Origin of the sequence: Brevibacillus ginsengisoli (genome assembly GCF_050113715.1) — a bacterium.
GTDB classification, from domain to species: domain Bacteria; phylum Bacillota; class Bacilli; order Brevibacillales; family Brevibacillaceae; genus Brevibacillus_H; species Brevibacillus_H ginsengisoli.
The window spans coordinates 134892-148481 of record NZ_JBNJQR010000007.1 but is presented as its reverse complement, the minus strand read 5'-3'; the positions used below and the strand labels follow the sequence as shown (position 1 = coordinate 148481).

The following is a 13590-nucleotide window of genomic DNA, read 5'->3' as shown; positions in this document are numbered from 1 at the left end:
ATAATACTCGGAATGTTTAATTGCTTTATAGTAGTAAAGTGATTAAACATTCCTTCCATTTGCGTAAGCCCGCTGGAGAAAAGACTTCGTCACTGAAGCTCCTTTTAAGCGAAACTAAGCGCAGAGAACGAAGGAAGGAAAAGAGTCGGCATTCTTGACATCTGTGAGAAGCGAAGCGATTTTCTTGTCGACTCCCTTCCGTAGTGAACGGAGCGGACAGTAAATACTACATGCGAGCTTAAACAGAGCTCAAAGGGACGAAGTCTTTTCTCAAACAACTGTTGCTTACCTAATTCATGACAGGTTGGAGTGTCTTATTAATTGCGGTCAGGAGGCTGTCTTCGTTGATGGGCTTCACGATATAGTTTTTGGCGCCTGCTTTGATTGCCTCAAATACAAGATGTCGCAATCCATAGGTGCTGACCATAATAATTTTGGCCTTGGGGTCTTTATCCAGGATCATTTTGACTGTATCGATTCCGTTCATTTCCGGCATGTTAATATCCATTGTAACCAGATCCGGTTGGAGTATCGTGTATTTCTGATAGGCATCTTGTCCGCTGACAGCTTCAGCGAGAATCTCGTGCCCAGCTCGTTCCAAAACTACTTTGATGTATCCTCTGACCACAACGGAGTCATCTACAATAAGTATTCGAGCCATAGGACCTCCTAAAAAGTGAATAAAAGGAAATTTCTCTCTAGTCTTAACCTTATCACTTATAGGAAAATAGTATCAAGTAAAAAAATGGTTAATCAAATACCCCCTTGAAATTGATCAAAGGGGTAAGAGGTTAATCGCTGTTTTTCTCAGTATTTATTGGCTCACTGACTGAGGATGCTCTTCACTTACAAGGGTGACCGCAGCAGCATTCGCTTCTACTTGAGCAGGACTTTTGCACCCCGGGATCACGGCCGTGACAGCAGGATGCTTCAGGCACCAGGCCAACGCCCATTGAGCCATATTGACATCCGCTGGAACCTCGTTTTGTTTGATTTCTTCCGCTTGCTTGAGGAGGGACTGGACATACTCCTGATCGCGATTATGGCGTACATCATTGGAGGCAAAAACCGCACCCGGCTTGTATTTACCGCTTAAAAAGCCGCTAGCTAATGGGACACGAGCCAATACACCCAAATCTTGTTCCTGACAGGAAGGAAATACGTCATTCTCTGGTGTGCGATCCAAGCGGTTGTAAACGACTTGAATGGTCTCAGCTTTTACCCGGGATGCCCCACTGGTCTGATGCAGGTTATCGTTTTTGGCGATGGAAAGCCCAATATGGCGGATTTTTCCGGCTTGCACTTGTTTGTCCAAATACGTCCACAGCTCATCGTTATCGAAAGCGTCATCTGGACCGGAATGGAATTGATACAAGTCGATGTAATCTGTTTGTAGGGACTTGAGGGACAGATCCAACTGCTTGGCTACATCTGGCGCATCGTAGTGGGTGGTGCGGGAGAATTTGTCATGAAAGTGATGACCGAATTTGGTTGCGACGATCCAGTCCTCCCGTCGATCCTTCTTCAGATAGTGGCCAATGAGCTGCTCGGATAAATGATCGCCGTAGCATTCCGCCGTGTCGATCAAATTGATCCCTAATTCTTTGGCTTTGCCAAGAATCTGGTCCACTTCATTCTGGGTAAAATCTATTCCCCACTCTCCACCAAATTGCCACGTCCCCACTCCAATGACGGAAACGTTCAAATCGGTTTTCCCGAGTCTGCGATATTTCATCTGAATTCCTCCATTCAGGTCATTTTCTGTGACAGTTGTGTCTTCTTCTATTTTCGCATGTTTTGGGGTGGAAGGGAAATCCGGACATCCCGATAAGTGTCTTTTCACCGTGATGGATCAATGGGAGGAGTAACTAATTATGGTTAGAATATTACATATATTCAGTTTTTAGTGATATTCGTTCAAGAGAGGACTTGTGATGATGAACATTCAGCGACCTGTTTTTACCCCTCAAAATCCTGATTTCGAAAGCGCGGTTCAAACAGAATTCGAGATGCAGGCGTTCATGAAGCTAATTGGGGCTAAGCTTGTCAAAATAGCACCGGGCGAGGTTGAGATTCTCCTTCCGTTTCGCGAGGATTTAACGCAACAGAATGGATACCTGCACGCCGGAATCGTGACGACAATCGTCGATAACGCTTGTGGATTTGCCGCTTTAACCCTGATGCCCCCAGGCGCTTCGGTTCTTTCGGTTGAATTCAAGGTGAATCTCCTGTCACCAGCTATCGGAACCGAGTTTATTGCCAGAGGCGAAGTCATCAAACCAGGGAAGACGATTACGGTTTGTTCGGGCGAGGTCTATTCAATGGGAGAGCATGAACCCAAACTGGTATCTTCTATGAGTGCGACCATGTTTACGGCTCGTGGGCGCTCGTAAAGAAAAAAGAGAGAAGGCACCGCAGCTTGAGCGGGTGTAATTCGCAGGTAAATTAGTGAAGCCTGATAAAATAGTTTGCAATCTGAATCCATTGTCATATAATATGAATCCAATCGTATCCATTTCTGTATGTCGGGAGGTGGTTATCTTGGCAAATGCTACACGCTTGCCAGAATCCGCAGCATCTCATGCAAAGCCTAGTATTGGAGGCGATACTTTGCATGGGGTGGAATCTGATTTATATTAAATCGCCCAAGTAAGCGTCGATCATTTCTAATATTCGGCTTTGCACCTTATTTGATTTTTACTTCAGAATAAGGGGCTGGCAGAAATGAAATATGTGAACGCGACGACGGTTTTACCTGAAAACTTGATTATGGAGATCCAAAAGTACATTCAGGGTGAAACCATTTATATTCCGAAGCCGGAAGCGACCTATCAAAAATGGGGAGCGCGTTCTGGAGGAAGAAAATTAATTGACGAGAGAAATACCGCGATCAAAAAATCGTTTAAAAGTGGAACGTCGATTGATCAATTAGCGGAGGAATACTTTCTCTCCGTTGAAACGATCAAAAAAATCGTCTATTCGAGATCCATATCCTGAGATTGCGGCACTGATGACCTTCAGAAAGGTTGTCAGTGCTTTTCGCATATGTCGAGTTTACTTCCGAATCAACTTCTGCATTTTTTCGACACGGCTGATTTACTACACTAGAAAGAAAAATGAGAGGCAAGGGATGGGAGGAAACGAGATGGCAGATCCATTTATAATGAATCACCAATATAACTTCATTAAAAAGCAGGCAGACATTGTGCAGAATGCGTTCAAGACAGTCAATGATCCAAAAGTTTTGGAGGCCGTCAGATATAGTGCTCAATGCAAAGTCTTGGATATGTTTGTGGATCGAACAGACGAGCAAAAACAGCTGGCGGAGCAGATGTATTCTTGTAAAACTACGGAAGAATTTCAGCAGTACCTTCATTCTTTGGTCCCTTATATCATCGATTTTCCGCAGGTTTCCCAGAAGCAGATCAGTAAGCTCTTCCCCAAGAATAAAAAACTGAAGCTCCCGGATTTATCGACAATCGATTATCACGCGCTGAGCTATCTGGGGTGGCTTGATATATCGACAAACAAATTGTTTATGGTGTATCCTCTGAACGGGAAGGTTATTGGAGTGGAAGGTAGATATACCCCAGCGAATAGGAAAGGGATCTGCTTTTTGTGCAACGGATACGGAGAGGTTGCGTTATTTTCGGCGATTTCCAAAACAAGAGTTTCTCATTTGCCCGATTACTATAAAGCGGTGGGGAACTATATCTGTATGGACAGCCACGGGTGTAACAAGAACATTACCGATGTGACTTCCCTTGAAAGATTCGTTCAAGAGGTTGTCGGATAAACAATCGCGTTGATTGGCTTCAGTTGGGTATACCCCCAATAGATATCATCGTTTTCTAATAAATAAGGGTAGTCAACAGGAACATTTTGGCTTACTATCAACTAAGAATCAGTAGATCAGTTGTCGAGATGTTCTTGTTTGGGGGCCCTGGCATGTATGAACAAAGATTACATAAACTCAAGAAATATGGCTTACCTCAAAAGCTAGTGGAAGATTTTGACCGATGGCTCGCGATGAAAGATCCGATTCAGAGTCAGAAGATCAGTCCTGTCGATTTCTCCAGTGAAATGGAATATGAATTGAAAGATAGCTTCAAAGTCTTTCATTATGCGTCTTTGGAATTCATTTTGGATCGATATTTCGAGGTGATCTGCCCAAGCTGCTTGAAGCGGATCGTCTTGTCACGTCATCTAACTGAACTGAATCAGGTATTTTCCTGCTTATCCTGTTCGAAGGAATTTACAACGGATCACGTCAGGAGTTCTAGCAAGGTGTGGTTTTCACACACTCCGAGTGAAGCGGAAGAACTGCTGATCGATACGATTATCGCCATACAATTTGAAGATGGAACGGAATGGGAGAACATTTAAGCCTAACTGCATGCGATTATTTAAGATGGAAAGCAGCCCGCCAATTGATGGGCTGCTTTGTGTTTATCCTGCTGCATACGGAAATATGGTATGATTTGTATAAATTTTGCAGGATCGGCAATGCGTGTAGATGGAGGCATTTTTCGGTCGCTATATTAGCGGACGTACGACGGGTGCCCATCATTTTACATACCAAATGGATAAAAGGAGGGCTTTTCCATGATACCTGCCAAATTAAAAAAAGGTGATCATATTCGCATCGTCTCCCCGGCGAGAAGCATGGGCTTAATTCATCTGGACCATCGTGAACTTGCCCGCCAGCAGTTTGCTCGGCTTGGGCTTACCGTATCGTTCTCTGATTTCTGTGAGGAGATGGATGAGTTCTACTCCTCCACCATTGCCTCAAGAGTGTCCGATTTGCATGACGCCTTTCGCGATCCACAGGTGAATGCCATTCTTACAACGATTGGCGGGTTTAATTCCAACCAGTTATTGCGCTATCTTGACTATGAACTGATTCAGAATCATCCCAAGATTCTTTGCGGCTATTCAGACATTACCGCAATTGCCACCGCTATTTATGCCAAGACAGGACTCGTTACGTATTCAGGCCCGCATTTCAGCACATTTGGGATGGAAAAAGGTCTGGAATACACCGTGGGGTATTTCCGAAAATGCTTGATGCAAGAGGAAGCCTTTGAGGTGAAAGCCTCTTCCTACTGGAGTGATGATGAATGGTACCTTGACCAGGAGAATCGTGAATTTATCGCGAATGAAGGGCCATTTGTCATCCAGGAAGGTGAGGCGACAGGGACGATTATCGGTGGAAATCTGTGCACACTCAACTTGCTGCAAGGAACTGAATTCATGCCGGATCTTACGAATGCGATTCTGTTCGTGGAAGATGACCTTGAATCCAACGCGTTGACGTTTGATAGGGATTTGCAATCGCTTTTGCATCTCGAAGCGACTTCCCGGATTCGCGGACTCGTCATTGGTCGCTTCCAGAAGGCTTCCAAGGTTACAAGGGAATTGTTGCGCAAAAGTATAACGACCAAGGCGGAGCTTCAAGGAATTCCGGTTGTTGCTGATTTGGATTTTGGCCATACAACTCCTTGTTTTCCTTTCCCAATCGGGGGAGAAGCGAGACTGACTGTACGAGGAGATCAGGTAAAGCTTGTTATTGAAAAGCATTAATTGTAGATAAAACAGGTCGCCGAGGGAGCAAGGCGACCTGTTTGTGCTATATCGGAAAGTTAAATTGCTTTGCGAATGTAAAGTAATTTAACTTTCCTTCCATTCGCGTAAGCCCACTGAGAAAAGAGCTTCGTCCGCTTGCCGCTTCCTTGGAAGTGAAACTTAGCGAGAGAACGGAGAAAGGGATAAGAGTCGCCACCCAACCCCTTTAGGGGCGCGAAGCGTTTGGCGACTCCCTTTCGTAGTGAGAGAGCGGACTTTATTAACTTCTCTGCGAACTTCCACAGAGCGAAAAGGGACGAAGCTCTTTTCTACTCTCGCTTCATAATCGGAAAGTTATACTGCAACAGTGTCCAGTTCTGCGGAAATGCGAGTCCTAATTTCCAGTAACTAATTCCGCGCAGCTTCAATTCCCTTAAGAGGTCGAATTTGGCCTGTATGCTGCGAGCATCCTCAAACCACACCTCATGTTTCTTGCCCGCATCATCTTGATAGGTGAAGTGGGGCGCTTGCGCGGTGGTGTCGTATTGAATCGGAACATTCCTTGCTCTGGCTAGATCGATCGCTTGCTGAGGACTAAGCGCACGAGCATAGCTTCCTCCCGGTTTATAGGGAAGAGTCCAGTCATATCCGTACAGATTTTGACCCATCACAATTTTGGATGGAGGGATTTCCGTAATGGCATATTCCAGAACTTTGCGAACGGAATTGATCGGACTTACAGGCATAGGAGGGCCTGCGGAGTATCCCCACTCATAGGTCATGATCACGACAAAATCAGCTATCTCACCGTGTGTTCGGTAGTCATGGGAAGTATACCAGGCACCTTTTTGAGCTGCACTGGTTTTGGGAGCCAGCGCGGTGGAAAGCATCAGCCCAGCACCCTTGATTCTCTTGGCCGCCTTACGCAAAAAAAGGTTGTACGCGTCCCTGTCTTCCGGTTTAATGTGTTCAATGTCAAAATGGATATCCCTAAAATTCAGCTTGCTCGCAGTCGACAGGATATTATCGATCAACCGGTTAGAGAGATTCTCGTCATGTAGAATCATGCTCCCTAATTCAGCGCTAAACTGGTCTTTTTCCAAATTCGTGACGACCATCATGCTGATTGTGTGGTTGCGATGGGCAATTTCCGGCAGATTGTCTAACGGGGGAATATCAAGTGTTCCATCCCGTTTAATCCGGAAGCTGAAGGGTGCCAAATACGTGAGATAAGGTGAAGCATCCCGAACCGCTGACTTTTCTGAGGACGTCACAGACTCTCTTGGTTCAATGTAGGCGTTTACTTCGATTCCGCCCTGAGAGACAGTGGCAATCTGAGACGCATGGGCTGGAGGGATGACCAGGGCTTGTCCTACAACCAATTGGGCAGGGGTACTTAGTTGGTTGGTGGAACTAATCTTATCGCTGGACACGCCATGAGCCTGCGCGATATCATACAAGCTTTGACCTGATTGAACGACATGGATACGCGCAGGGGAATGCTCCGATTGAATGTGAGTCCCCGAACGGCTGGCTCCACCTTGTTGTTGAATAGAGGTTTTGGGCCCCTGAGCGGTATTTTGTTGTTTGAGATTACGGTTTGGAGAACAAGCTGTCACCATGACTAATAAGAGTATCACGACCAAGTGTAAGTACCTTTTTTTCATGAAATCACCTCTAGTGGATAAGGTGTCCCAATAGCGGTAGATACATGCTCTTGGTTAGAAGAGTTGAAATATATACCTAACAAGCCATTTTGTAGATGACCCGGACATGTTTGTCATGTTCGTTTTAGTTTTGCTGGCTTACCTCAAAAAGAAATAGACCGCCCTTGAGCTTTGGAGAGCTAGGCGGTCTTTCGCTTTAACGCTACGCTATAGAGCCGATCCCCTTTAATCCTCCCAGTGAATCGGCTGATCGACGAGAATACCGTCTTCTATCGTACCGCTTTGCAATGATCCGGCCTTGGCCTGAATGCAGATAAAATAAAGGTTCTCTGTAGAATTGTTTCGCCATATCCGAACGCCTTCCTCGGCAACGCGAATGACGGTTCCTTCTTTCACATCTATGGTCGTGTCATCAATTTGGAACTGGCCGGAGCCCTTCACAAAAATATAGACTTCTTCATTTTCTTTGTGTTTATGGTGAAAGGGCATAGAGACTCCTGGTGGAAACGAATTAACAGAAACCTCCATCCCCGAAAAGTTGAGCAAATCTTTTAGAAATACCTTCCCGCGAGCTTTGGGTTGATCCAACTTGTATTCCATCAAGTCGCTCCAAGTCCCTAACTGAACGGCGTCAAAATTCTTACCACGAATTACTTGATCACGCAAAGATTCCATTTACCATACCCCCAATAATGTGATTTTCTACTTGAACCCCTCCAAGGAGAACAACCATCACCCCTTTCTAAAACGAAACTGATCGGTCTCTTTTGTTTGGAAAGAAAAACGACCAACTTGTGCAGTAGTCGTTGTTATAGAAGATAGCGACGTAAATCTTGCTGTAAATGCTCGCCGATAAGATCGATATATTTCTCGTCCTGATAGAGTCTGGAGAGAGCAAGTGCTCCTTCCAAAGAACTGAGCCAGAGAACACTAAGCGCTTCCAGTGGAGTTGAGGGATCAAGCTCCCCGCGGGCAATCCCGTCTTTTAGGACCTTTTGATATGCCGCCAACAATTTACTCATCGCTTCCTTTGATAAATTAGCCAGAACGGGATTAGCGTCATCCGCTTCCAAGGAGGCATTCAGTACAGGGCAACCACCGGGGATCGGTCGATTAAACATCAGCTGTTTGATCACAAAGATGAAGGCGGCGCATTGTTCGACGGCCGTTTGCTTGCTGAATACATGCTCCTGAAACTGTTGTCTCATCAATTGGATGGAGTGAAGGAAGGCTTGAACAGAAAGCTCCTCTTTACTCTGGAAATGGCGATAGATGCCACCCTTCTCCAAGCCTGTTTCCTTCATGATGTCAGACATAGAGGTTGCTTGATAACCATGCTGGTTAAACAGGGGAATGGATTTTTCGATAATCGTCTGTTTGGTTCGTTCGCCTTTTCGCATGGTGGTTGTGAATCCTTTCGAATATTGGAACTGATCGGTCTCTTTTGATTGTAATTTTACGGTAAAAGGGAAATTGTGGCAAGATAAAATTAGTTACCGGAGTGAAACAAGGTGAACAGGATCAGAGAGAAGATCAGAGGAACAGCCAAGAGACCCAAGATGATCGCAAATACCCAGCTCTTGAAAAAATAATTCTTTAGTTTCTCACTGGAACCATGATCCACGAGCTTGGCATGCCGAAGCAACGAAAGGTTGACGATGATAAGAACAACGCAGAGGGGCAGAACCCAAAAAGAAACCCCCATTCCTCTCAAGTCAAAGGTTTGGTTGGAGGAAACCTGAAAGGATAGCCAGATAAACAATCCAGCTTGTAGCAGGTTGGATATCAGCACGGAGGTTTCCATTTTTCGCTGTTGTTTGTTTAACTTGATTTTCTCGTATTCATCAAGCTCTTGCATGAACGGAAAAAGCTTAAACCACCATTTGCTTAGGCGCTGTTTGAAAAATCGGCCACATATACCAAGCAGCGTAACGGCAGCAATCAACCGATAAAATGTTGGAAGTGACGGGGCCATCGTACCGATGAAGAGCATGAGTAATCCCATCGCCAGTACGATTGATATATTGATAAAGACGAACTGTTTGCGGCGAAGTAATTTTAAACGTTGAACATCCATTCCCTTCGCTTGCCTCCTCTGGATTCCATACTTTGCCATTTCTAAATAATAAACCAATCATACAAACGATACTATTTTCTGTAAAGAAATTTGATTCTGAATGATTTACATAAGCAGATCCAACTTGCAAAGAGGATATGAAATGGGGGCTTGGCCAAGGATCAACAAGCTCGTCTAGCTATTCCCGATCTGTTATGGAATAACAACATGAATACATTCACGTTAGTTTAATAAGCGATCAAAATCTTTCACCTGTCTTTTATGTCTTAAAAAACTCCAAATTGCCCCAATAAAACATAGTAAAGTAAGGTTGCCCCAAGTATATGTGGCTAAATCACGTTTTCGCCACGCATCAACAAGTTGACCTGACTTCCCTTGCTTCTCGAGTTCTTTTGGTACTTCATCATTAGATTTAAATCGTTTTGCTGAAGGGAACAAAGGTATGTTAATGCCTTCAACCAACATTGCAACTGGCGGAAAGTAAATTGCCCACATTTGTCCTGTCCACCTATCAAGCTTATAAGAAACTACTGCATGTCCTTCTATTTCATGGTTGGGATTTATTTCTGTCCAACGAAAACTCCACGAAAATAATAGGACAACAGTTAATGCTAGAAAAATCCACTTCAATATAACCCCTCCATGCTGAATCTAATCTTTCTATTTCATGGGAAATATTATTTATTCATATAATCCTACCACAATTTACCTATAGGGATTCAATCATTAAGGTCTACAACGTAATTAGGCCGCCAATTGTTCCCATGGCAGCCTCGTGGTGTCTTATAAAGCGATTGAACCCGTTAGTTTAATACTTCTTAAGACACTCCTTAGCTCTTTATAGACACATCTTTTTCCAATGTTAATTCATGAAATGATTTCACACGTAGTTGTAAAAATGGGGTGAACAATAATGTACAAGCCGAAGCTAACAATCCAATGCTACCCGCAAATAAAGCGAACCGTAAACCCATTGCTCCTCCTATCATCCCTCCAATTAACGAACCAAGCGGTAAAGAACCCCATGAGATAAATCGAAATGTAGCATTCACGCGACCATGCAGGACATCGGGTACAATTACTTGACGTAAACTGATGGTACTAATGCTAAACATTGAGACACCCATTCCGAAAAGAAGCTGTCCGAGCATCATAACCAATGCAATACTTAATTCTGATCCTACTGCTAATGGAGCAAGCAAACCGCCACTTGCTGCGATCGTAGCGGAACCCACAATGGTTGGACCTACTCCAAAACGACGTACAGCCTTTTGGGCAAGCAGAGAGCCAAATAGGTACCCTACTCCTAGCGTTCCATAAATGATGCCAAGAATGCTCGCACTGATTTTGAGTTCTTGCGATGCATATAGAACATAAACACTAAAAATAACATTCCAGGAAAGGTTAAAGAATGTTGAGCAGCGCACCACTCCCCACAGCAACGGTTTTGTGTAAACCGTATGCAGCCCTTCTTTAATTTCCAGCCACATGTTTTTTTGTTTTTTCGCATCTGTCACGACTGTCTCCAACTTGCGAATCCGGGCTATGTACACAGCGGATACAAAAAAAGATAATGACGTGAACAATATTGCAAAAGGAGCGGTGATTACCTGTTCCAATCCACCTGATAAACCCGGCCCAGCAATTTGTGCAGTAGATTTACTTGTCTCTAGTTTGCTATTCCCATCAACAAGCTGCTCCTTGATCACAATGGAAGGCAAAAAGGATGTATAGGCAACATCAAAAAAGACAGTACAGATACCCACTATGAAGGCTACCAAATATAGAACTGTCATATTCAGGAATCCAGTTAAGGCTGTCAGCGGCACAATGAGCAGTAATGCACCCCTGAAAAAGTTAGCGGCGACAAGAATTGGTCGCCGGGGAAATCTGTCAATCCATACACCAGCGAGCAAACCGAAAATGATAAATGGCGCATACTCGGCAAAACCAAGCAACCCCATTTGCATGGGACTGGCCCCTAAATAGAGAGCAGCCACTAATGGCATTCCTAATAATGCAACCTGAGTCCCAAACTGTGATGCAGTTTGCCCAATCCAGAGCCTGCGAAAATCTGTGTTCGTTAACAATCCTTCTGCCTTGTTACTCATGCTCGTTCCCCCATTCTTCGCCACAACTAAATTGCCATTCAAATTTGCATTTTTAGTATAGGGGAATTTACGTTTCAAGATCTTGCGCTTTCATTATCGCAAATGTTGGATGATACTCCTCGGTTCCGCCAATATTGTTAAAATATTTGAACTTTAGTCGGCACTTGTGAACGATGTGACGACTTCTTCGATAAATATATCCTGCTTCCCGTTGTAATAATTAGAAACATCATCTTGCAAAGCTTTGATTCTAGGGTCACTGATAAATGATTCTAAAGCATCCTTAGACTCAAAATACAGATTGAAAATAAATGAATAAGGAACTGAGGAGCCGTCTGCTGAAGATAAGACCCTTTTCACCTCGTACTTGGAAGCCCCCATTTCAAGAACAGTTTTCCTGGATAGATTGGGAAGATGTGAATTAAAATAATAATTTTCATCAAATGGGATGTTTCGTTTGTAACAGAAAGTCAATACGATCATTTCATCATCTCCTTTTAGATAATGATGTTATTTTAAAGCATTACATTAGTGGTATAGTCAACTATGGTTTTGTGTATATCTGTCCGTTAGTTGAATAGAAAAATCAGCAAACACGAATAACAAATCCTAAAAAAAATGAAAGTTCAACTGCTTTACATTCGTAAAGCAATTGAACTTTATTCATCAACGGAAACCCGCTAAAGACAAGACTTCGTCACTACTAGCTCATTTTAAACGATTTAAAGCGAAGCGAACGGAGTGAACGGAGCGGACAGCAGATGCTACAAGTGAGCCTAAACAGAGCTGTGTTTCAACCCCCCGACGTTTCAGTCCCCCGATGAGAGGGGGCCAGGGACGAAGTCTTTTCTTATTCTTGAAACGTCTCTTGCAAAAACTCCAGCACTTTCCGATAGGAGTGCTCGGATGCTAGGGCGTTCGTATAGGCTGTGCCGCCATTCATGCACAGGAGAGTGGTTTGAATATAGGGATAGCGAATTCCGTGTCCGACATCGGGGTAGTTCAGGTGGGTAACGGCGTGTGGGAAATTCCGCTCTTTTAATCGCTTGACCATTTGCTCGCAATGCCAGTCTGCAGGCCAGTAGTGATCATCATCGGAGGAGACGAGAAGGATCGGTCCATTGATCTTTTCTACAGGAATGGTTGCCGCCTCCACCAAGTGATGCTCATCGAGTGTAGCGCGGTGAATATGGTCGAATCGTTCCATTCTGCGGATATTCTGGAGGGCTTCTTGGCATTGTTCTCTTGTCCACGAAACAAAAGGCAACGGTTCTCCTTGATAGGACCAGGAGGATTCAGGTTGATGCTCATCTCCATTCCCGCATGGACAAGAGCCGATGGAGACTACGGAGGTAGGGCTTATGGCAATGACGGCTTTGATCGAGGAAAAAGTGGCTCCACTGACCAATGAAAGCTCTGCGCCTTTGGAGCGTCCAAACATCGCGATTTTCCCAGCGTCAACGGTCTCTTGCTGCTGTAGCCAGCCAATGGCTTTTTCAATGTATTCAAGAGGGATGTTGGTTATATCGTCGGGTAGGTCTTCAGATTGAAAATAGGCGAGGGCGAGTGATGGATAACCGTGAGAGGCAAATAGCGCTGCCCAGATTGACGGTTGGACAAGTCCTCCCTCACTTCCGCCAACCACGATAATACCGGGTGAAGATACGGAGTCAGGGCGAGAGAAAAATTTGGCCACAAGTCCATTGTCATGAATATTCTTGATTTGAATATCAGGGGAGATAAAGTTACGCGTAAATAGATTGCTGGCTATGACAGTCTGATCGACCTCAACCGTCAATTCTACAGTGGAGAAACGAGGCTCAAACGGAATCTCATCAATCTTGGGTGAGCGATTAAACTGAATCTTCTGTACTTCCTGTGACCAGAACAAGCCCATCGGATGGACGTCTCCATATGTGCCTGAGAGAGGCTTTTGCCTGCTTACGTGAATGTGGCCAGTTTCATCTGCTTCAAATACCGCGTGGGAATGGCCTTCAATCACTCCGCCGGGAACTCCCGTTTCACGCATACGGATGGTTGCAAGCTGGGATGGCTGTAATCCTGTGATGGTGATGTCCAGCTTCTCGTCGATGAGGGGGTGAGTGTGACTGACCAAGATGGCAGGTTGAGTTGTTTTCAATGTGTTCGACCTCCTTAAATGGATCAGGAC

At 44.5% G+C, this 13590-nt stretch carries 15 protein-coding genes; 5 read left to right on the top strand and 10 right to left on the bottom strand.

Translation table 11 applies throughout. The features are described 5' to 3' along the window. Positions 1–289: 289 nt before the first annotated feature. On the bottom strand, positions 290–661 hold the full coding sequence (locus tag ACQCN2_RS15505) for a response regulator (protein WP_426929845.1): 372 nt from the start codon (positions 659–661) through the stop codon (positions 290–292). Between the two features lie 153 nt (positions 662–814). Then, positions 815–1735 (bottom strand): aldo/keto reductase, encoded by a 921-nt coding sequence (locus ACQCN2_RS15500; protein ID WP_426929844.1) that lies wholly within the window; start codon positions 1733–1735, stop codon positions 815–817. Positions 1736–1934: 199 nt separating this feature from the next. Between ACQCN2_RS15500 and ACQCN2_RS15495 the strand changes: the two genes are divergently transcribed. From ACQCN2_RS15495 to ACQCN2_RS15475, 5 genes are all read left to right on the top strand, one after another. After that, positions 1935–2393 (top strand): PaaI family thioesterase, encoded by a 459-nt coding sequence (locus ACQCN2_RS15495; RefSeq protein WP_426929843.1) that lies wholly within the window; start codon positions 1935–1937, stop codon positions 2391–2393. 331 nt (positions 2394–2724) lie between these two features. Further along, positions 2725–2997 (top strand): CD3324 family protein, encoded by a 273-nt coding sequence (locus ACQCN2_RS15490; RefSeq protein ID WP_426929842.1) that lies wholly within the window; start codon positions 2725–2727, stop codon positions 2995–2997. A gap of 148 nt (positions 2998–3145) precedes the next feature. Continuing rightward, positions 3146–3796, top strand: a complete 651-nt coding sequence (locus tag ACQCN2_RS15485; protein WP_426929841.1) for a FusB/FusC family EF-G-binding protein — start codon at positions 3146–3148, stop codon at positions 3794–3796. Positions 3797–3948: 152 nt separating this feature from the next. Beyond that, a complete protein-coding gene (locus ACQCN2_RS15480) occupies positions 3949–4386 on the top strand; it encodes a hypothetical protein (protein WP_426929840.1) in 438 nt (145 codons plus the stop codon). A 219-nt stretch (positions 4387–4605) separates the two neighbouring features. After that, positions 4606–5583, top strand: coding sequence for a S66 family peptidase (locus tag ACQCN2_RS15475; protein WP_426929839.1), 978 nt, complete (start codon positions 4606–4608; stop codon positions 5581–5583). A gap of 311 nt (positions 5584–5894) precedes the next feature. Here ACQCN2_RS15475 and ACQCN2_RS15470 read toward each other — a convergent pair whose 3' ends face one another. From ACQCN2_RS15470 to ACQCN2_RS15435, 8 genes are all read right to left on the bottom strand, one after another. Beyond that, on the bottom strand, positions 5895–7079 hold the full coding sequence (locus ACQCN2_RS15470; protein ID WP_426929969.1) for a glycosyl hydrolase family 18 protein: 1185 nt from the start codon (positions 7077–7079) through the stop codon (positions 5895–5897). Positions 7080–7457: 378 nt separating this feature from the next. After that, positions 7458–7907, bottom strand: coding sequence for a cupin domain-containing protein (locus tag ACQCN2_RS15465; RefSeq protein ID WP_426929838.1), 450 nt, complete (start codon positions 7905–7907; stop codon positions 7458–7460). 134 nt (positions 7908–8041) lie between these two features. Further along, positions 8042–8632 (bottom strand): TetR/AcrR family transcriptional regulator, encoded by a 591-nt coding sequence (locus ACQCN2_RS15460; RefSeq protein ID WP_426929837.1) that lies wholly within the window; start codon positions 8630–8632, stop codon positions 8042–8044. A gap of 89 nt (positions 8633–8721) precedes the next feature. Then, a complete protein-coding gene (locus ACQCN2_RS15455; RefSeq protein ID WP_426929836.1) occupies positions 8722–9309 on the bottom strand; it encodes a hypothetical protein in 588 nt (195 codons plus the stop codon). A gap of 222 nt (positions 9310–9531) precedes the next feature. Further along, positions 9532–9939 (bottom strand): hypothetical protein, encoded by a 408-nt coding sequence (locus ACQCN2_RS15450; protein ID WP_426929835.1) that lies wholly within the window; start codon positions 9937–9939, stop codon positions 9532–9534. Positions 9940–10139: 200 nt separating this feature from the next. Beyond that, entirely contained in the window at positions 10140–11420 is a 1281-nt protein-coding gene (locus ACQCN2_RS15445) for an MFS transporter (protein WP_426929834.1), read from the bottom strand. A 153-nt stretch (positions 11421–11573) separates the two neighbouring features. After that, positions 11574–11903 (bottom strand): EthD family reductase, encoded by a 330-nt coding sequence (locus tag ACQCN2_RS15440; protein WP_426929833.1) that lies wholly within the window; start codon positions 11901–11903, stop codon positions 11574–11576. A 367-nt stretch (positions 11904–12270) separates the two neighbouring features. Further along, a complete protein-coding gene (locus ACQCN2_RS15435; RefSeq protein ID WP_426929832.1) occupies positions 12271–13560 on the bottom strand; it encodes an acyl-CoA thioesterase/bile acid-CoA:amino acid N-acyltransferase family protein in 1290 nt (429 codons plus the stop codon). Positions 13561–13590 lie beyond the last annotated feature (30 nt).